This is a genomic window from Paraburkholderia azotifigens, assembly GCF_007995085.1.
Classification (GTDB): domain Bacteria; phylum Pseudomonadota; class Gammaproteobacteria; order Burkholderiales; family Burkholderiaceae; genus Paraburkholderia; species Paraburkholderia azotifigens.
The window spans coordinates 461,888-481,334 of sequence record NZ_VOQS01000005.1; the positions used below are offsets into that span (position 1 = coordinate 461,888).

Here is a 19,447-nt window from a genome sequence, read left to right on the forward strand (position 1 = left end):
CCTCCGGTTCGGTCGATGTTTCGATGCTGCCGCCTGTCCGTCCGTGTGCCCGTCCGTCGGCCCGTTTCAGCTGCCGTCGAGCAATGCAGGCAACGCGAACTGCGCAAGCGATTGCGCGAGCGGCACGTGATCGTCGCGATACCAGGCACGCGTATGCAGCAGATTGAGCGATGCGAGCGTGCGTCCTTTCCAGCGCACGGGCACGTTCAGCACGCTTTCGCATCCGAGCGACGCGATCAGTTCGTGATCGGCGAACACGGCGCGCAGGTCGTCAGGCGTCTTGCCGATGAATGCTTCGCCGCGTGTGAGCACCGTGTCGACCCAATCGCCGCCCGACAGCGGCTTTCTCGCCGAGGTCGGATACGCGGCGGGCATGTTGCTGTAGATGCGCGCCGATTCGTTGGTCGCGTCGTCGTAACGCAGGATCGTGAAGAGCGTATGCCCGATCGTGTCGGCAAGAACGGTATCGAGCGTGCGATAGAGCGTGGCGGGCTGCGTTTCATGCGCATGAGCCTGAGCGAGTGCGACGAAGGGCTGCAGAGTCGATTCGGGTTTCCTGGTCACGCTGCTTCTCCCGTCGCGATGTCTTCGAGCGAACGGCCGCGCGTCGGCACGCCCATCACGACCACGGCGATTGCGCCGAGCAGCAGCACGACGGTCGTCACGCCGAACACGCCCGCGAAGCCGAAGCGCGGATACAGATAGCCGACCAGGATCGGCGATACGATCGCGCCGATGCGGCCGATCGCCGACGCCGTGCCGGCTCCCGTCGTGCGCACGGCCGTGGGGAACACTTCGGCCGTGTAGGCGTAGACGCCTGCATAAGTGCCGTTCATGAAGAACGACAGGCCGATGCCCGCCGCCATGATCTCGCCGTTGGTGCTCGCGAACGCCATGCCCAGTGCGCACGCGCAGCCGAACAGCATGTACGCGGCAATCGTCGCCTGCCGTCCGATGCGCTCGTTGAACCACGACGCGCTGAAATAACCGGGCACCTGCGCGACATACATCGCGACGGAATACCCGAAGCTGCGCGTGATGCTCATGCCATGCTGCACGAGCAGGCCGGGAATCCACGTGAAGAACGCGTAGTAGCTGAATGTGATCGACAGCCACATCAGCCATGTCATCGTCGTGATGCGCGCCTGGCGGCGCGCCCATAGCGCGCGGAAGTTCGCGGCGAGCGTGCCCGTCGGCAGCGGCGGCTCGCCGCGCGGGCCGCCCGCCTCGGGTTCGGGCAGCGCAATGCCGCGCGCCGCGAAGCTCGCCTCGATTCCGTCGAGCACGCGCACCGCTTCATCCGTACGTCCGCGGCTTTCCAGCCAGCGCGGCGACTCGGGCAACGAACGGCGCCACCACAGCAGCATCAGGATCGGCACGGCGGTGATCAGCAGCACGAAGCGCCAACCCGACGGGAACGCGGGCACGATGAAATAACCGAGCAGCGCGGCCGCGACGAAACCGAACGAGAAGAAGCCTGCCAGGGCGCCCGTGAAGATGCCGCGATAGCGTTTCGCGACGAACTCGGCAAGGTAGGGCGCGATGATTGCGCTCTCCGCGCCCGTCCCCATTCCCGCCACGATGCGGGCGGCGAGGAACGTCGGCCACGAATCGGTCATGGCGCTGACGACGGACGCGACGCAGTAAACCAGCAGCGCCGACATCATCACCTTGCGACGCCCGATCAGATCGCCGAGCGTGCCCGCGAGCAGCGCGCCGAAGAAGAAGCCGATGAAGTTGCCGCTCCCGAGCACGCCCGTCTGCACGCTGGACAGCCCCCAGTCGTTGCGCAGCACGGGCAGAACGAAGGCGACGGCGGCGGCATCCATTGCATCGAACGCGTAGCCGAGTCCGCCCATCAGCAGCAGGTGTCCGTGAAAGCGTCCAAACGGAAGGCGCTCGATACGTGCAGAAACGTTTGACACAGTGCGCTCCTTGAGTGCCCAGAGGCCGGTTCGTGAGGCCGATTCTATGGCTTGTCGAATGTCATAAATATTTATATTCTTGATTCAGTACATTGACATCGTGAATGATTGACCATGAGCTTCCGTTCGCTCGATCTGAACCTGCTGAAGGTCTTCGAAGCCCTGATGACGGAAGGCGCCGTCACGCGGGCGGCCACCAAGCTGTCGCTGACGCAGCCCGCCGTCAGCAATGCGCTCAGCCGCCTGCGCGAGGCATTCGACGACCCGCTGTTCATCCGCCATGGCGCGGGCGTCACGCCGACGCAGCGGGCGATGGCGCTGTGGGGACCCGTGGGCGATTCGCTGAGCCGCATTCGCGCGGCGCTCGATGAAGAGACGTTTTCGCCCGGCCATGCCGAGGTGAGTTTCAGCCTGTCGATGTCGGACTACGTGGCGGGTATCGTGATGCCGCGCCTGATCGAACGGTTCAGCGAGGACGCGCCGCGCTTGCAGTGGCACACGGTGCCGAACATTCTGCTCGACGTGCCCGCGCTGCTCGAAGGCAATCGTGTCGATTGCGTGATCGGCGTCTATGTGAACGAGACGCTGCCGCCCGCGCACATTCGCTCGCGCTCGCTCTGGACCGTCGATTACGCGTGCCTGATGCGGCGCGGCCATCCGCTGGCGGCGCCGGGGCGCCTGACCACGCGGCGCTTTCTGAACGCGCGCCATGTCGACATCAGTCTTGCGGGGCAGACAGCGCCGTCATTCGACAGTTTTCTCGCATCGCGCGGACTGAAGCGCAACCTGGTCGCGACGGTCAACCACTACACGGTCGCTTGCGAGATCCTCCGCGCAAGCGATCTGATCGCCGTGCTGCCGCGCGACCTCTGCGAACGCGGCGGCATGGAGGAGGAGCTGGTCAGTGTGCGCGCGCCGCTCGAAGCACCCGACCGCGTGATCAGCCTGTTCTGGCATCAGCGCAACGAGACGGTTCCCGCGCATCGCTGGTTACGCGATCAACTGGTCGACATGTTCGCTTCGCCGAAGTTGTGATCAGCCGCGCGCGCGCCGCGCGGCTGCCACGATGCCATCGAGCCATTCCTGATGGCCGTTGATCATCGGGTTAGGCCGCGTCCGCGCGAGTGCTTTGGCGGGCTCGCCATTCTGCGTTTCCTGCGTCAGCAGGCGCACGCGCCCGCCGGACAGCGTTTCGAAGAGCCACGCGTGATGCACGTCGAGGCGCGACTGCGCATCGCCTTCCACCCAGCCGTGCCACGCGACGCGCGCGACTGCGCCGCTGACGGGCGGCACATACTCGGTGACCTCGGCCTCGACCGAAAAGCCGAACGTGGTGAAGCGAAAACGCGCGCCCTCGCTGAGCGCGGGGCCTTTGCCCTCGTAGAAGCGGATATCCGACGCGTTGCTGTAATAGCCCGGCCACGCCGTCGTGTCGTCGAGTTGCCGCCAGACGTCCGCGACGCTCAGTCCCGCCACGATCATCTCGTTCGAAGCGAAGTTGTCGGAGAAGCCCGGCACATAGCCTTCGGGCCAAACGATGTCTTGCATGATTGCCTGTCCTGAAACGGTTGAACGGGAACCATGATCGGCGCTATTCTGAAATAAATCTAATCGCGTTTGATGATTTTCGCCATCATGCAATCTGATATCAGAACCATCGACCTGAACCTGCTGCGCTCGCTCGACGCGCTGCTCGACGAACGCAACGTGACGAAGGCCGCGCAGCGTCTGTCGCTCACGCAGCCCGCCGTGAGCGGCATGCTGACGCGGCTGCGCGAGAGCTTCGACGATCCGCTGTTCGTGCGCACGCAACGCGGCATCGTGCCGACAATGCGCGCGCTCGAACTCGCGGCGCCGCTCAAGCAGATTCTCGGCGAAATCGATGTGCTATTGCGCCCGCAGGCGTTCGATCCCGCGACGGCCGAACTGACGTTGACCATCGCCTCAACCGACTACGCGTTGCAGGCCGTGGTGCTGCCGTTTCTGGAAGCATTGCGGCGCAAGGCGCCCGGCGTGCGGGTCGCCGTCGTGCCCGTGCAGGACGCGTTGCTGCAGACGCAGTTCGAGCGCGGCGAGATCGACCTCGCGCTCGTCACGCCGGACAGCGCGCTGCCGGAATTGCATGCGCGGCGGCTGTTCGACGAACGATACGTGTGCGTGATGCGCGCCCGTCATCCGGATGCACAGGGTGGCGCGCTTTCGCTGGAGCGCTTCTGCGAACTCGATCACGCGCTGGTGTCGTACAGCGGCGGCAGCTTTCGTGGCGTGACGGATGACGCGCTTGCGCGGCTGGGCCGCGAGCGTCGCGTGACGGTATCGGTGACGAGCTTTCTGGTGTTGCCGCGCATTCTCAAGAGCAGCGATCTGATCGCCGTCGTGCCGGAACGGCTCGTCGCGCGATCGCAGGGACTGGCGACGCTCGAGCCGCCGCTCGAGATACCCGGCTTCACGAAGACGGTTGCGTGGCACGAGCGCACGCATCGCGCGCCCGCACATCGCTGGGTGCGCGAATTGCTGTTCAGAACGTGCGACGCGCTGGCGTGATCCGCAAGCGTCGCCACCTCCGGTGTTATTCGATGGGATCGCTGTTTTGCGGGCCCGGATAACGCGAGAGCCAGTACGCGTATCGATCCGGCCGCATTACTGTTTGCCCGACGCGAGTTGCTGGTTGCGGTCGATCAGAAACTTCAGCAATCCATCGACGCCGCTTTGCTGGATGATTTCGCCAAACTGCTGGCGATACGTTTGCACGAGCCACGCGCCCATCACGTTGAGATCGTACACACGCCAGCCCTGCGGCGTCTTGCGCAGACGGTAATCGATCTCGACGGGCTGGGCGTTCGTGAGCGCGATCGTGCGCACGACGGCATCCGTATCCGATGCCGAGATGCGCATCGGCGGATATTCGATCTTCTGATCGGGCTTGAGCTGCGCGAGCGCGCCCGAATACAGGTGAACCAGCAGCATCTTGAACTGTTGCACGAGTTCCTTCTGTTGCTCGGGCGTGGCCGTGCGCCAGTAACGCGCCAGAGCGAGCTGCGTTGTGCGCTCGAAGTCGATATACGGCAGGATGTCGCGATTGACGATATCCATGATGCGCGGGATATCCGTCGGTTCGATTGCGCGCGTGTGCACTTCGTCGAGCACCTGCTGCGTGACTGTCTTGACCAGCATCTGCGGATCGGAACTGTCGACGCTCTGCGCCGATGCCGTACCGCCGAAGGCAAGCATCGTGAAGAACAGGAGGGCGGCGAGAAATCGCGATCTCATGGGGGCAATGGTCATGATTGAATGCATGGTCGAACGATAGGCGCGAAGGGGGTTCGCAGCGGCGACAGCTATTGTAGGGGCGTTGCGCGAAATCGGCAGCGGGGGTGGCAGGCCGCTGCCGCAATGGGGCGGAGGGGCGCGTCCGGTGCAAACGGCTATGGCATGGCGACGCGCTGTAGCACGTTCATCGGACCGATCCGTTCGATCAGTTCGAGATGCGCGGCGTCGCGCACGAACAGCGAACCGGCGAATCCCAGCGCATTCACGGACACGCCTTCCACGCGCTCCATCGAGCGCGGAACCAGCAGCATCCAGCCGCGCGTGACGAGCAGGTTGTACGGCGTGGCATGACACGGCTCGCCGTCGATCTCGACTGCGCCGATGCCCGTTGCATCGAGCAGCGAGCGATAGCACACGAGCGCGGTCTGTGCGGCAGTGGCGGGCGCCGCATGGTTTAGCACGAGGCGGGCGAACGCATGCCGGAACGGCAAGCCGGGCACGCGAGCGGCCGGACCATCGGCGGCGGCCTGCGCGAACAGCGGTTCGACGGGCACGGGCGGCTCGCTGTCGCCGAGCGGCAACGGCACGATCTGCAGATGCTTGTGCGGCTGGCTTGCGCCCGCCTCGGGGCCGGCGTTGTAGAAACCGAGGCCGTCGAATCCCGCCATGCAGAGCAGCAGCGCTTCGAAATCCGCGAGATTCAGCAGCGCGTTCTGCCGTTGGAAGTCGCGCGTGACGATCAGCAGATGATGATCGATCACGTTGAACTTGTTGAGCAGCGCGAGATGCGTGTCCGAGATATCGGCGACGAACAGATCGGGCTCGTACGGAAGGAACGGATTGACGGCGGCGCGTTTCTCCGTCTGCAGCTTGCGCGCCTGCGTACGCTGTTGTTCCTTGCGCGTGAGGCTCGACACTTGCCGCACGACGAAGCGCACGCCGCCGCTTTCGATCACGGCCTGCACGGTGTCGATGGGTTGCAGCGCGCCGCACTGCAGGGCGTGCTGCGTTTGCCTTTCGATGGCGGGCCAGAGCGTGGCGGGATCGAAGCGGGGAGCTTCCATGTATCGGCGTGACTGCGTCACAGCTTGTAGCCGATCGTGCGCAGCAGATCCTTGCGCCATTGAACGTCTTCGGCGCCTTCGACACCGAGCGGCGAAAAGCCGTCGATCACGCCGATGATGCCGCGTCCCTGGTCCGTTTCGGCCACCAGCACTTCGACGGGATTCGCCGTCGCGCAAAAAATGCGGCATACCTCGGGAACGGCTTTCAGCCCATTCAGCACGTTGACGGGAAAGAAGCCGTCGCCGAGGAACACGAAGAAGCTGTGGCCCGCCGCGACGTTCAGCGCGTTCTGGCTTGCCATGTCGATCAATGCTTCGTCGGTGCCCGAGCGCCGCACGAGCCGCTTGCCCGACGCCTCGCAGAACGCGAGGCCGAATCTGATGCCGGGCACGGTGCCGACTAGCGCCTCGTGAATATCCTCGACGGATTTGATGAAGTGGGATTGCCCGAGGATGAAGTTGGTCGACTCGGGCTTGACGACGGTGACGGCGGACAGTTGCATGGCGGGCCTCGCTCCGTAGCGGCAAAAAACGCCGGTGAACATGCACGAATGCGTACGAATGGCTGGCGTGCGGACGCTTCAGAACGACCCGTTCGTCAGACCCTCGCTTCGACTGTCCTCTAGCGTAGACGCAAGCGCGCGCGAGGGAAAGCGTCGGCTGGCAGACCGCCTGCTCGACGCGGGGGAGTGTGCGACCATAAGGCGCTTGACAGATGCAGGAGACGACATATGTCACGAGTCATCCGTATTCATCGTATCGGCGGTCCGGAAGTGCTGCAGATCGACGACATCGACGTGCCCGCACCCAACGCGGGCGAAGTGCAGATCGACGTCAAGGCAATCGGCATCAATCGGGCCGAAGTCATGTATCGCACGGGGCAATACACGATCGAGCCGCGCTTGCCCTCGAGGCTCGGCTACGAAGCGTCAGGCGTCGTCGCGGCCGTGGGCAGCGGCGTGAAGGATTTCGCGGTGGGTGACGCGGTGAGCGTCGTGCCCGCATTCTCGTTTGCGGACTACGGCATGTATGGCGAACGCGTGAACGCGCCTGTTCATGCCGTCGTGAAGCATCCGCCGTCGCTGTCGTTCGAGGATGCAGCCGCGACGTGGATGATGTTCACCACCGCCTACGGCGCGCTGATCGAAATCGGCCGGTTGCAGGAGGGCGAAACGGTGCTGATCGGCGCGGCGTCGAGCAGTGTCGGGCTGGCGGCGATCCAGATCGCCAACATGGTCGGCGCGATTCCCGTCGCGTTGACGCGCAGCGAGAAGAAACGCGATGCGCTGCTGGCGGCAGGCGCCGCACATGTGATCGCGGGCGACGGCGCGGATCTGCCGGAAAAGGTGATGGCGCTGACGCAAGGGCGGGGCGCGCGCATGGCCTTCGATCCCGTCGGCGGTCCGGCCGCGGCGTATCAGTTGAAGGCGCTATGCGCGTACGGCATCTTCTTTCAATACGGTGCGCTCGATGCGCGGGACATCCCCGTGCCCGTGATGGATCTGCTGTCGAAGGATCTTACGGTGCGCGGCTACCGGCTGTTCGAGATTACGGGCGATCCGCAGAAACTGGCACATGCGAAACACTTCATTACGGATGGTTTGGCGTCGGGCGCGCTGAAGCCTTCCATCGACCGCGTCTTCGGCTTTGACGAGATGGCCGACGCGCATCGCTACATGGAAGCGGGCGCGCAGGTCGGGAAGATCGTCGTGACGGTGTGATGGCTGCGCAGGCCGCGCGTTATCGCGCGGTCTGATCTTCCGGGACTTCGATGCCCCAGTCGCCTTCCTTGTACCATTCGTCGCCGAGCAGTTCGATGGGGTGCTGTGTGCGGCTGGAGCCGTTTCCGCATTGCAGGGAATCGGTTGGACAGTAGTTATCGCATCCCCAGCAAACGCGTTCGGGATGCTTCGGATGCAGTGGGAATTTCCTGGCCATCTGATACGCCTTTGTTCAAGAGAATACACTGCCTGTAGCAGCGTTTCGCGCGGGGCCGATGCGATGTGAATCGAGCGCGCTGTGGCAACTCATCCATGCTAGTCCGCTGCCGACAATCGGCAATGCGACATACGTTCGCAGGCGTAAGCCGATTCTCGCGAAACACAGGCCAGGCGCGCGAAGGCGCGATGCAAGACGATTGCGGGATTGTCAGAAACCGGAAAGCTCCGAGGCGCGACGACAGGCGTGTGCCCGCACCCGGAAACATTGCGATACAAACTCGGCACGATGCTTACCGCTTGACGGCGATTCGCGCCCGTTCGATATGGGAAAATCGGGGTATGAAAATGTCCAGACTTTCATTCATTGTGGCCGTGCTGGCACTCGCCACTCCACTGGCTCACGCGAGCCTCGCAAGCGGCGCGCATCAGTTCAAGACGGACGCCAAGACGGCGGGCAAAGATACCGGGCACGCTGTTCGAAACGCCGTTCATGCGGTCGGACACGGCGCGAAATCGGCGGGCCATGCCGTGGCTGATGCAACGAAACACGGTTATCACGCGACCAAAAAGTTCGTGACGGGACATGGCTAGCGCCTCGCTTTACTGCGAGTGGTGAGCGCCAGCCACTGAAGCCGGTTCAGGCGTACGATAAAAGGTATCGCCCCGTTGCGGACACCCGCCATCTGACGGAGAGCCGGTATGAGACGCCTTTATTTTCTCGCCCCCGACACGCCCACGGCCAAAGCCATCGTCGACGACCTGCTGCGCGCGCGGATCACCTGGCGGCACATTCATGTGCTCGCAAATCACAGCGTCACACTCGAAGCCTTGCCGCAAGCTTCTTTGCTGCAAAGCAGCGATGTCGTGCATGCGCTCGAACGCGGCGTGGCGCTCGGCGGCGTAACGGGCGCGCTGCTCGGCCTCGTCGCGCTTGCGTTTCCGCCTGCGGAACTCGCGATCGCGGGAGGCGCCGTCGTCATGATGACGCTGGCGGGTGCCGGTTTCGGCGCATGGACGGCCTCGATGATCGGTGTCAACGAGCCGAATGCGCAGCTCGAACGCTTCCGCGAAGCCATTCGCGCCGGCCAGTTGCTGATCATGGCGGACGTGCCCGGATCGCGCGAGCACGAGATCGAGCAACTGATCGTGCAGCACGTGCCGAGAGCGGACCTCGAAGGCGCCGAACCGACCACGCCGATCTTTCCCTGAACGACACGGCTTGCCTCGGACGTTTGCCGTAAGGCATTCGACAACGAAGTCCAAATCGTCGAAAATCGAAAGCCCTGCGCGCGCGGGGACTGCTTCGAAACGGCTCGGCAAAGACCTGCGAAGAACTCGACGAGGATTCAACCCGCTTCGTCGCCTCGGCACTGCTGTGCCGTGGACGAAGCATCGCCATACCGCCCGCCGCACTATTTCCATCTCCGCGAAAGACGCCCGTCCGGGCGAGCACGTTCGCGCAAGACCCGCCGGCGAATATCGATGAGAAAGACTCTGGACGGCCTGGCCGTTTCAAGCATGGTAGTGCTGTGCCTGATCTGGGGACTCCAACAGGCTGCGATGAAGGCCATTGCCGCCGATGTCCCGCCACTGCTTCAGGTATCGCTGCGCTCCGGCGTCGCGGCCGTGCTGGTCTGGGTGTTCGGGCGGCTGATCGTGCGCGACAAGTGGCTCAAGGGTGTCGCGCTCGGGCCGGGATCGGTGGTCGGCGTACTGTTTGCCGCCGAGTTTCTTTTCGTTGCTGAAGGGCTGCGCTGGACGGCCGCATCGCACATGGCCGTGTTCCTTTACACCGCGCCGATGTTCGCGGCTGTCGGCCTGCAACTGGTGCTGCCTTCGGAACGCCTGACGCGCGCGCAATGGGCGGGGATCGCGGTCTCGTTCGTGGGCATCGTGGTCACGTTTGCCGGTCCGGGCGCAGGCGCCGGGCCGTCGGCGCCCAACTGGATGCTCGGCGACCTGCTGGGCATCTGTGCAGGCGCCGCGTGGGGCATGACGACGGTCGCCGTGCGCGCGACGCGTCTGAGCGAAGCACCCGCCACGCAGACGCTGTTCTATCAGCTGGTGTGGGCCTTCGTCGTGTTGCTGCCGTTCGCACTGTTCTCGGGCCAGTCCCGCTTTCACGGCACGACGCTCGTGTGGGCGAGCCTGGGATTTCAGGCGATCGTCGTGTGCTTCTTCAGCTATGTCGCCTGGTTCTATTTGCTGCGCGTCTATTTTGCGTCGCGGCTCGGCGTGCTGTCGTTCATGGCGCCGCTGTTCGGAGTCGCGCTGGGCGCGCTGCTGCTGCATGAGCGGCTCGATCCGACGTTTCTCGCAGGCGCGGGGCTTGTGCTGGCCGGCATGTTCGTGGTCAACGGGCGCGAGTGGCTGAAGTATGTGTTCGCGCGCCAGCGGCGCGATGGAAAGGTCGGCTCGGCATAGCCGCCAGGGCGCGCGCCCAAATTCGTCGCGCACGGTCGCCGTATGGAACGAAGTGGACCGTTCAATTGCGCACGCATCGATCAGCACCTAGTATCCATTTCGGACCAGCGGGCCGGATATCTGATGCGGAGGCCGTCGCGTATCCCGGAGCGCTGGAAGGACTGTTCTTCGACTGGAGCAAATTCGATGCGAAAGATGAGAGCGGTACAGGTCGGCGCCCCGGGCGGGGCGCTGGAACTCGTGGAGCGTGAGGTGCCGGCGCCGGGCGCCGGCCAGGTGTTGATCAAGGTGCAGGCGTGCGGCATCTGCCACAGCGACTCGCTGACGAAAGAGGGCCAGTGGCCAGGTCTGCAATTTCCGCGCGTGCCGGGTCACGAAGTGGCTGGCGTGATCGACACCGTGGGCGCAGGCGTCGAGGGCTGGAAGGCGGGCGATCGCGTGGGCGTGGGTTGGCACGGCGGACACTGCGGACATTGCGCGGCCTGCCGGCGCGGTTATTTCGTGGTGTGCGAAAAGGCGCAGGTGCCGGGCATCAGTTACGACGGCGGCTATGCCGACTATCTCGTCGCACCCGTCGAAGCGCTCGCGCGCATGCCCGACGATCTCAAGGACGTCGACGCGGCGCCGCTGCTTTGCGCGGGCATCACCACATTTAACGCGCTGCGCAACAGCGGCGCGCGGGCGGGCGATCTGGTCGCCGTGCTCGGCATCGGCGGGCTGGGGCATCTGGGCGTGCAGTTCGCGCGCCGGATGGGCTTCAACACCGTTGTCATCGCGCGCGGCGAGGACAAGGCGCCGCTCGCGAAGCAACTCGGCGCGCACCACTATATCGACAGCCGCAAGCAGGACGTGGCCGAAGCGCTGAAGGCGCTCGGCGGCGCGAAGGTGATCCTCGCGACGGTGACGAGCGGCGACGCGATGACAGCAACGCTCGGCGGACTCGGGCTCGACGGCAAGCTGATCATCCTCGGTGTCGCGGACAAGCCGATCGAGGTGCCGCCCGTGCAGTTCATCATGGGCCGCAACGCGGTGCAGGGCTGGCCGTCAGGTTCGTCGGCCGATTCGGAAGACACGCTGGCGTTCAGCGCGCTCGCCGACGTCAAGCCGATGATCGAGACCTTTCCGCTCGAACGCGCCGCTGAAGCGTACGACCGCATGATGAGCGGTGCCGCCCGTTTCCGCGTCGTGCTGACGATGTAATCCATGCCATGAGGCCGCCGTCGCAGGCATGCCGACGGCGGCCGAAATGTCTTCTTTTCCCTTGATTTCCGGGCTTTGCGGCGCCCGCGGCAGGTGTGCCGCCGCCCATCGACATCTTCCCCAGGCGGTTTCATGTCCCGCAGCGTGTAAACTGCTGCCTTTTTCAAGATTTTGGGTGGTATGGTTCAAGCCCCTCAGCGCACTGCGGTCAGCGGCCCGACGCTCGTTCGCCTGCTCGCGCGCCTGACGGCCGCCGACGTGCCCGCCGCCAGCCAGTCGTTGTCGGATCAGTTGAGCCAGTGGCTCGGCTGGACGGACGCCATTGCGCTGTCGACGGCGCTCAGCGGCACGCCGCCCGCCGCCGTCGCTGGCGGTGCGCGCGGCGCCCGGGGCGCGGGCGCGCTCGAGCAGGAATCCGCCGGCCTGCGTGCCGCGCTGGCCGACGCCATCGCGGGCGACAGCGTGCTGAGCACGCGCCGGCGGCGCGGCGCCGCGCACGCACAGACTGCGCCTGCGCAGACCGAGGCCAGTTACGCGGATTTCCGCCAGAGCTACCTTGCGCTCCAGCAGTCGATGGAAACCCGCATCGGCGCGCTGCGCGGCCGTCTGCGGAGTCTGCTGGCGGCGAAGACGCCCGAGATGACGCGCCTCGCGGTGGTCGACGCGATCATGGAGCGCTCGCTGGGCGCCCGCGAGCGGAGCCTGTTCGGTTCGGTGCCGGGCCTGCTTGGCGGCCATTTCGAGCGCTTGCGCAAGGCCAGTCAGGCCGCCGATGCCCCAGCCAATGGCGCGGCCCCGGCGGATTCCGCAGCAGCCTCGCCCGGCGCGTGGCTCGACGCGTTCCGCAAGGACATGCAAAGCGTGTTGCTTGCTGAACTCGACATTCGTTTTCAACCGGTCGAAGGGCTGCTCGCCGCCCTTCGCATCAGCTAACTGGGACAACATGTCCAGATATCGTATTGATTTTGTTGTTGTTTTTCTCGTAGGGCTGGTTGCTGTCGGTTGGGTCGGCGCAGCCTATCTGCTGTCGAACCCGCTGGCGCTCGTCGTCACGCTGCTGGTCGGCGCCTGCTACGTGGCGGGCGCGCTGGAACTGCAGCGCTATCAGCAGGCCACGTCGACGCTGACGCAGGCGGTCACGGAGCTTAACGAAGCGCCGCCCCGGCTCGGCGTCTGGCTCGAACGGCTGGATGCCGGCTTGCGCAATCCCGTGCGCCTGCGGATCGAAGGCGAGCGCGTCGCGCTGCCGGGACCGGCGCTGACACCGTATCTGGTCGGGCTGCTGGTGCTGCTCGGCATGCTGGGCACGCTGCTGGGCATGGTGACGACGCTGCGCGGCACGGGCCTCGCGCTCGACAGCGCGACCGACCTGCAGGCGATCCGCGCGTCGCTTGCCGCGCCCGTCAAGGGGCTGGGCTTCGCGTTCGGCACCTCGATCGCTGGCGTGGCGACCTCCGCGATGCTCGGGCTGCTGTCCGCGCTGTGCCGCCGCGAGCGCGCGCAGGCCGCGCAACTGCTCGACACGAAGATCGCGACCACGCTGCGCGCGTTCTCGCAGAGCCAGAAGCGCGACGAGACGTTCAAGCTGCTGCAGCGCCAGGCGGACGTGATGCCCGCGCTGGTCGACCGTCTTCAGACGATGATGACGGCCATCGAACAGCAAAGCGTCGCGCTGAACGAGCGGCTGATCTCGAACCAGCACGCGTTTCACGGCAGAACGGAAGCGGCGTATGCGCGGCTCGTCTCATCGGTGTCGCAGTCGCTGAAGGAGAGCGCGGCAGAAAGCGCGCGCGCCGCGAGCGCGGCCTTGCAGCCGGTCATGGAGGCGTCGATGTCGGGTCACGCGCAAGAAATGGCGTCGTTGCGCGCGACCGTCGAGCAGGCGGTGCAGCGCCAGCTGGACGGACTCTCGACGGGCTTCGAAGCGAGCACGACGACCGTCGCCGATCTGTGGAACAAGGCGCTGAAAGGACAGCAGAGCGCGAGCGAATCGATGGTGGCGGATCTGCGCGCGTCGCTGGAAGGCTTCAGCCAGACCTTTGAGCAGCGTTCGAACACCTTGCTGGACGGCGTGTCGGCGCGTCTCGATGCGACGGCGGGCCAGGTGTCGAGCGCGGCGGAAAGCGCCCGCGCGGCGGGCGCGGCCTTGCAACCGGCGATGGAAGCCACGATGGCGGGCCACGCGCGCGAGATGGCTGCGTTGCGCGAAACCGTCGAGCAGGCGGTGCAGCGTCAACTCGACGGCCTGTCGACGGGCTTCGAAGCGACCACCACGAACGTCGCGGAGCTGTGGAATAAGGCGCTTCAAGGACACCAGAGCGCGAGCGAATCGCTGGTTCAGGATCTGCGCGCGTCGCTGGAAGGCTTCAGCCAGACCTTCGAACAACGCTCAGGCACCTTGCTCGAGGGCGTCTCGGCGCGTCTCGACGCGACGGCGGGTCAGGTGTCGCAAGCATGGAAGGACGCGCTAGCGCAGCAGGAGCAGGCGGGCGAAAAGCTCGCGGACCACAACCGTCAGGCGCTCACGACGGCCGCGGCCGCCTTCGAGCAGCATTCGGCGGCGCTGCTGCAGGCGGTCGGCCAGTCGCACGCGGGCTTGCAGGCCGAACTCGCGTCGCGCGACGAAGCGCGTCTGGCTGCATGGCGCGCATCGCTCGAAGCAATCGCCGCGACCTTGAGCCGGCAATGGGACGAAACGGGCGCGCGCAGCGCACACCGCCAGCAGGAAATCTGCGACGCGCTCGCGCAAACGGCCCGCGATATTTCGGCGCAAACCCAGGCGCACGCGAGCGGCACGATCGCCGAAATCGCGCGGCTCGTGGAGGCCGCGTCGGAAGCGCCGCGCGTGGCGGCCGAAGTCGTCGCGGAACTGCGCCAGAAACTGTCCGACAGCATGGTCCGCGACACCGCGATGCTCGACGAGCGCAGCCGGTTGCTGGCCACGCTCGAAACGCTGCTCGACGCCGTGAACCACGCGTCGACGGAGCAACGCACGGCTGTCGATGCGCTCGTGTCGACGTCGGCGGGCTTGCTGGAACGCGTCGGCACGCAGTTCACCGACAAGGTCGAGTCCGAGACGCGCAAGCTCGGCGACGTCGCCGCGCAGGTGACGGGCAGCGCGGTCGAAGTGGCGAGCCTCGGCGAAGCGTTCGGCGTGGCCGTGCGGCTGTTCGGCGAATCGAACGACAAGCTGATGGCGCATCTGCAGCGCATCGAAGCCGCGCTCGACAAGTCGCTGATGCGTAGCGACGAGCAACTCGCGTACTACGTCGCACAGGCGCGCGAAGTCATCGACCTGAGCATGCTGTCGCAAAAGCAGATCGTCGAAGATTTGCAGCAGCTGGCAGGCACGCGCGCAGCAGGGGCCGACGCGGCATGAACGAGGACATCGACGGCGGCGTCGAGCCGACGACGCCCATCTGGGCCGCGTTCAGCGATCTGATGTCGGTGCTGCTGGGTGCGTTCGTGCTGCTGCTGGTTGCCGTGATCGGCGTGCAACTGGAACTGTCCGCGCGGCTCGACGACGCCGTGAAGCAGCGGCAGATGGAAGCGCAGCGCCGCAAGACGCTGGAGCAGGCGCTCGCGGGCCCGCTCGCGGCGGGGCGCGTGACGCTCGTCAACGGGCGCATCGGGATCAGCGGCAACGTGCTGTTCGCGCTGAACTCGGATCAGTTGCAGCCGCAGGGCCGCGAGTTGTTGAAGAGCCTTGCCGCGCCGCTGTCCGCGTATCTGCGCGCGCATGACGAAATCCTGATGGTCAGCGGTTTCGCCGACGACCAGCAGGTGCGCGCGGGCAACCGGCGTTTCGCCGACAACTGGGAACTGTCGGCGCAGCGTGCGCTGACGGTGACGCGCGCGTTCATCGACTCGGGCATTCCGGCGTCGTCCGTGTTCGCGGCGGCGTTCGGGTCCGAGCAGCCCGTCAGCTCGAACGCCGACAGCGAAGGACGCGCGAAGAACCGTCGCGTGGAAATCGCGGCGGTGCCGAGGCCCGCGTCGGCGAGCGGCGCAAGTCATGAGTAACGAAGCGAACCCGGCGCAAGCGCTGCTCGACGCATGGCGCGAGCAGGGCGCCGACGCACACGATCCGCTGCGCTTTCATTTCATCGATGCATTGGCGCGACGCGCTGCTGCGCATGACGGCGAGGCACGCCGCGTGCTCGACGCGCGGCTGTCATCGTTGCTCGATGCGTATGCGGCTGATCTCAGCGGTTGCCGTCCGGCAGCCGAAGCAACGCGATGCAAGCCGTCGCGCGGACCGCTTGCTGGCCTCGTCGACTACATCGCGACACATGCGATCGATCACGGCGAGCGTGCGCCGTCGAGTCCCGCCGTTCATGCCGAATTGAAGGCGCTCGACTACTTCCGCGAAACCTGGTCGAAGGTCAGCGCCGAGAAGCAGTTGCGTCAGTCGCTCGAACAGGTGCCGGGCAATGCCGGCCCGCTCAATTCGAGCAGCCTCGTGCACCGCTCGCTGTCGTTGATGCGCGAACTGTCGCCGGGTTATCTGCAGCAGTTTCTGTCTTACGTCGAGGCGTTGTCGTGGATGGAGCAGCTGACCACGGGCGGCGGCGTGCAGCCCGTCAAGGAAGCGCCGCGCGCGGCGAGCGCGAAGAAGGGCGCGCGCAGCAAGTCGCGCTAGGCGCTAGTCCGCATCGGCCTGCTTCTTGTACTGCGACGCGAGCTTGTCCTGCTGGTTCGGCGGAACGGGATCGTAGTGGCTCAGTTCGATGTTGTAGTTGCCGTGTCCGCCCGCGATCGCGTTCAGCCGCGACTGATAGTCGGCGAGTTCCGAGAGCGGCACTTTCCCCGCCACGACAACGGCATGGCCCGCCAGATTGCGCGTGCCTTGCACCTGCGCACGCCGCGACGACAGATCGCCGATGATGTCGCCCATCGTCGTCTCAGGCGTCATCACCTCGATGTTGACGATTGGTTCGAGCAGAATCGGCTGCGCTTTCAGCACGGCGTCGATGAACGCCTTGCGGCCCGCGGTGACGAAGGCCACTTCCTTCGAATCGACGGGATGGCTCTTGCCGTCGAACACGGTGATGCGCACGTCCTGCATCGGAAAGCCCGCAAGCGGCCCGTTCTCGATCACCTGCAAGATACCTTTCTCGACGGCGGGCATGAACTGGCCGGGAATCGCGCCGCCTTTCACGGCATCGACGAACTCGTAGCCTGCACCGCGCGGCAGCGGCTCGACGCGCAGCATCACTTCGCCGAACTGTCCTGCGCCGCCCGTCTGCTTCTTGTGCCGGTGATGCCCTTCGGCCTTGCCGCCGATGGTCTCGCGATATGCGATCTTCGGCGGCCGCGTGACGACGCCGAGCTTGTATTGATCGGTGAGCCGCTCCAGCATGTGCCGCAAATGAAGCTCGCCGAGACCGCGCACGACGGTTTCATTGGTGCCGACGGGATGCTCGATCTTCAAACATGGGTCTTCGGCGGCGAGCTTCTGCAGGATTTCCCACAGACGCTGTTCGTTGCCGCGCCGCTCGGGTTCGATCGCGAGGCCGTAGATCGGCGTCGGAAACGCGAGCGGCGCGAGATGGATGTTGCCGTCCTCGGGCGCGTCGTGCAGCACGGCATCGAATGCTATCTCGTCGACCTTGGCCGTCGCGCAGATATCGCCGGGACCGGCCTGAAGGACCTCTTCGTGATCCTTGCCCTGCAGCAGCATCAGATGCGCAACGCGAAAGGGCTGGCGCGCATCGCCGATGTACAGCTGGCTGTCGCGCCGCACCGTGCCTTGATGAATGCGGAACACGGCCATCTTGCCGATATACGGGTCGATCACGATCTTGAACACATGCGCGAGCACATGCTTGTCGGGATCGGGCTCCGCTTGCATCGTTTCGCGCCGCCCGTCGACATCGCGATAGAAGAGGGGCGGGTTGCCTTCGAGCGGGTTGGGCAGCAGCTTCACGAACACATCGAGCAATTCCCGAATGCCCGCGCCCGTCGCCGCCGACGTGAAGCACACGGGCACCAGATGACCTTCGCGCAGCGCGCGTTCGAAGGGTTCGTGCAACTGCTCCGGCTTGATCGCTTCGCCCTGTTCGAGATACAGCTCCATCAGCTTGGCATCGAGTTCGATCACCTGATCGACGAGGGCGTCGTGCGCGGATTCGACCGACATCAGATCCGATTCGCCGGATGGATTGAAGAAGCAGTCGACCACGGCATGCGCGCCTTGCGCGGGCAGATTGATGGGCAGACAGTTCTTGCCGAAGGTCTCCTGAATCTCTTCGAGCAGCTGGGACAGATTGACCTTCTCGCCGTCGATGCCGTTCACGATGACGATGCGGCACAGCTTGCGCGCTTCGGCCCACGCCATCATGCGGCGTGTGGTCATTTCGATGCCGGTGCGCGCGTTGATCACAATGGCGGCCGTTTCGACGGCGGGCAGCGCGCTGATGGAAAGGCCGGAGAAGTCGGGATAGCCGGGCGTGTCGGCGAGGTAGACGCGGGTGTTCTGGCAGTGCAGGTGGGCGATCGCGGAAGAGAGCGAGTGGTGGTATTTGCGCTCCAGCGGATCGAAGTCGCAGACGGTCGAACCCCGGTCGACGCTGCCTGCCGCATGGATCGCGCCGCTTTCTTTCAGCAGCGCCTCGATCAGCGAGGTCTTGCCGCAACCGGCATGGCCGACCAGCGCAATGGTACGGATGGCTTCGGGTGGATAATCCATGACCGTCCTCATTCTGCGGCAGTGATTGGGCCATTATTGGTGAAAATGGCGCGTCCTGCCAGACGGCGCGCAGCAATTTGCGAATTGGGGTATGCTGCGGCGCGGTAAAAACGGTCGCGCATGTTTCGCCGCATGGTCTGATACCGTAGCCCGATCGATGCCACTCTTCTTTGGACCGACTGCACCATGACCCAACCGCTCAGAATCGATTTTGTCTCCGATATCGCGTGCCCGTGGTGTGCGATCGGGCTTTCGTCGCTGCGTCTCGCGCTGTCTCGCCTCGGGGATGCAGTGGACGCGCAGATCGTCATGCATCCGTTCGAACTGAATCCGCAGATGGGGCCGGAAGGCGAGAAGATCGTCGACTATCTCGGCAAGAAATATGGCCGCACGCCGGCGCAGATCGAAGAGACGCAAGCGATGATCCGCGAACGCGGCGCGAGCGTCGGCTTCACGTTCGGTCCGCGCAACTACGTGTACAACACGTTCGATGCGCACAGGCTGCTGCATTGGGCCGGTATCGAGGGCAAGCAGCTGCCGCTGAAGCTTGCGTTGCTTCAGGCGTATCACGGCGATGGCAAAGACCCGGGCAATCACGATGTGCTCGTCGAAGCCGCGCAATCCGTCGGCCTCGACGCAGGGAAGGCGCGCGCCGTGTTGAGCAGCACCGATTATGCCGATGACGTTCGCGCGGAAGAACGTGAGTACCAGGCAATGGGCATCCAGTCGGTGCCGTCGATCGTTTTCAATCAACGCTATCTGGTGACGGGCGGCCAACCCGTGGAAGCATTCGAGCAGGTCATCGAGCAGATTCTCGCTGAGAACAGAGCGGGCGCATGACGGCGCATGCGCGTGTTTGATCGAAAGTGAATTGGAAGAAAAAAGTCTTTTGAGGTGATGGAATAACCGCTCATTGATGGCGTTAGCACCTGA

The 19,447-nt window shown here is 65.0% G+C and carries 20 protein-coding genes; 12 read left to right on the top strand and 8 right to left on the bottom strand.

Going from position 1 to position 19,447, the window contains the following annotated elements; genetic code table 11:
• Positions 1-66: 66 nt before the first annotated feature.
• Positions 67-564 carry a GAF domain-containing protein gene (locus FRZ40_RS33870; protein WP_081767429.1) on the bottom strand — a complete coding sequence of 166 codons (498 nt, stop codon included), beginning with the start codon at positions 562-564 and terminating at the stop codon, positions 67-69.
• Positions 561-1,925, bottom strand: coding sequence for an MFS transporter (locus tag FRZ40_RS33875; protein ID WP_147237114.1), 1,365 nt, complete (start codon positions 1,923-1,925; stop codon positions 561-563). Before FRZ40_RS33875 ends, FRZ40_RS33870 begins: the two co-directional genes overlap by 4 nt.
• 114 nt (positions 1,926-2,039) lie before the next feature.
• Between FRZ40_RS33875 and FRZ40_RS33880 the strand changes: the two genes are divergently transcribed.
• Entirely contained in the window at positions 2,040-2,960 is a 921-nt protein-coding gene (locus FRZ40_RS33880; RefSeq protein ID WP_035541079.1) for a LysR family transcriptional regulator, read from the top strand.
• Here the strand turns inward: FRZ40_RS33880 and FRZ40_RS33885 are convergent, their stop codons facing one another.
• Positions 2,961-3,473: an SRPBCC family protein gene (locus tag FRZ40_RS33885; RefSeq protein ID WP_028364365.1), complete on the bottom strand. Its 513-nt coding sequence runs from the start codon at positions 3,471-3,473 to the stop codon at positions 2,961-2,963.
• An 87-nt stretch (positions 3,474-3,560) separates the two neighbouring features.
• Here FRZ40_RS33885 and FRZ40_RS33890 point away from each other — a divergent pair, with 87 nt between their 5' ends.
• Positions 3,561-4,469: a LysR family transcriptional regulator gene (locus FRZ40_RS33890; RefSeq protein ID WP_147237115.1), complete on the top strand. Its 909-nt coding sequence runs from the start codon at positions 3,561-3,563 to the stop codon at positions 4,467-4,469.
• A 96-nt stretch (positions 4,470-4,565) separates the two neighbouring features.
• On the opposite strand, the gene FRZ40_RS33895 is transcribed toward FRZ40_RS33890, so the two are convergent.
• From FRZ40_RS33895 to FRZ40_RS33905, 3 genes are all read right to left on the bottom strand, one after another.
• The gene (locus FRZ40_RS33895; protein ID WP_028364367.1) at positions 4,566-5,195 is read right to left on the bottom strand and encodes an MlaC/ttg2D family ABC transporter substrate-binding protein; all 630 of its coding nucleotides are present in this window, start codon (positions 5,193-5,195) and stop codon (positions 4,566-4,568) included.
• A gap of 155 nt (positions 5,196-5,350) precedes the next feature.
• Positions 5,351-6,259, bottom strand: a complete 909-nt coding sequence (locus FRZ40_RS33900) for an ATP adenylyltransferase family protein (protein WP_028364368.1) — start codon at positions 6,257-6,259, stop codon at positions 5,351-5,353.
• A gap of 17 nt (positions 6,260-6,276) precedes the next feature.
• A complete protein-coding gene (locus FRZ40_RS33905; protein ID WP_147237116.1) occupies positions 6,277-6,762 on the bottom strand; it encodes an adenosine-specific kinase in 486 nt (161 codons plus the stop codon).
• Between the two features lie 228 nt (positions 6,763-6,990).
• Here FRZ40_RS33905 and FRZ40_RS33910 point away from each other — a divergent pair, with 228 nt between their 5' ends.
• Positions 6,991-7,980 (top strand): zinc-dependent alcohol dehydrogenase family protein, encoded by a 990-nt coding sequence (locus FRZ40_RS33910; RefSeq protein WP_147237117.1) that lies wholly within the window; start codon positions 6,991-6,993, stop codon positions 7,978-7,980.
• A gap of 19 nt (positions 7,981-7,999) precedes the next feature.
• Here the strand turns inward: FRZ40_RS33910 and FRZ40_RS33915 are convergent, their stop codons facing one another.
• Positions 8,000-8,197, bottom strand: a complete 198-nt coding sequence (locus FRZ40_RS33915; protein WP_028364371.1) for a DUF3079 domain-containing protein — start codon at positions 8,195-8,197, stop codon at positions 8,000-8,002.
• Between the two features lie 341 nt (positions 8,198-8,538).
• On the opposite strand from FRZ40_RS33915, the gene FRZ40_RS45405 reads away from it, so the two are divergent.
• The 8 genes from FRZ40_RS45405 to FRZ40_RS33955 all read left to right on the top strand — a co-directional run bounded on the left by FRZ40_RS45405 (position 8,539) and on the right by FRZ40_RS33955 (position 16,465).
• Entirely contained in the window at positions 8,539-8,790 is a 252-nt protein-coding gene (locus FRZ40_RS45405) for a hypothetical protein (RefSeq protein WP_028364372.1), read from the top strand.
• Between the two features lie 108 nt (positions 8,791-8,898).
• Complete coding sequence (locus FRZ40_RS33925) at positions 8,899-9,408, top strand: hypothetical protein (protein WP_028364373.1); 510 nt, start codon at positions 8,899-8,901, stop codon at positions 9,406-9,408.
• Between the two features lie 273 nt (positions 9,409-9,681).
• A complete protein-coding gene (locus FRZ40_RS33930; RefSeq protein ID WP_147237118.1) occupies positions 9,682-10,623 on the top strand; it encodes a DMT family transporter in 942 nt (313 codons plus the stop codon).
• Positions 10,624-10,809: 186 nt separating this feature from the next.
• Entirely contained in the window at positions 10,810-11,823 is a 1,014-nt protein-coding gene (locus tag FRZ40_RS33935) for an alcohol dehydrogenase (RefSeq protein ID WP_147237119.1), read from the top strand.
• A gap of 180 nt (positions 11,824-12,003) precedes the next feature.
• Positions 12,004-12,756, top strand: a complete 753-nt coding sequence (locus FRZ40_RS33940) for a DUF3348 domain-containing protein (RefSeq protein WP_147237120.1) — start codon at positions 12,004-12,006, stop codon at positions 12,754-12,756.
• Positions 12,757-12,766: 10 nt separating this feature from the next.
• Complete coding sequence (locus tag FRZ40_RS33945) at positions 12,767-15,202, top strand: DUF802 domain-containing protein (RefSeq protein WP_147237121.1); 2,436 nt, start codon at positions 12,767-12,769, stop codon at positions 15,200-15,202.
• On the top strand, positions 15,199-15,846 hold the full coding sequence (locus FRZ40_RS33950; protein WP_028364378.1) for an OmpA family protein: 648 nt from the start codon (positions 15,199-15,201) through the stop codon (positions 15,844-15,846). The genes FRZ40_RS33945 and FRZ40_RS33950 overlap by 4 nt, the downstream gene beginning before the upstream one ends.
• Positions 15,839-16,465, top strand: a complete 627-nt coding sequence (locus FRZ40_RS33955) for a DUF2894 domain-containing protein (protein ID WP_028364379.1) — start codon at positions 15,839-15,841, stop codon at positions 16,463-16,465. Before FRZ40_RS33950 ends, FRZ40_RS33955 begins: the two co-directional genes overlap by 8 nt.
• A gap of 3 nt (positions 16,466-16,468) precedes the next feature.
• Here FRZ40_RS33955 and fusA read toward each other — a convergent pair whose 3' ends face one another.
• A complete protein-coding gene (gene fusA / locus FRZ40_RS33960) occupies positions 16,469-18,514 on the bottom strand; it encodes an elongation factor G (protein WP_147237122.1) in 2,046 nt (681 codons plus the stop codon).
• 186 nt (positions 18,515-18,700) lie between these two features.
• Between fusA and FRZ40_RS33965 the strand changes: the two genes are divergently transcribed.
• The gene (locus FRZ40_RS33965) at positions 18,701-19,354 is read left to right on the top strand and encodes a DsbA family oxidoreductase (protein WP_028364381.1); all 654 of its coding nucleotides are present in this window, start codon (positions 18,701-18,703) and stop codon (positions 19,352-19,354) included.
• The last annotated feature ends 93 nt before the right edge of the window (positions 19,355-19,447 follow it).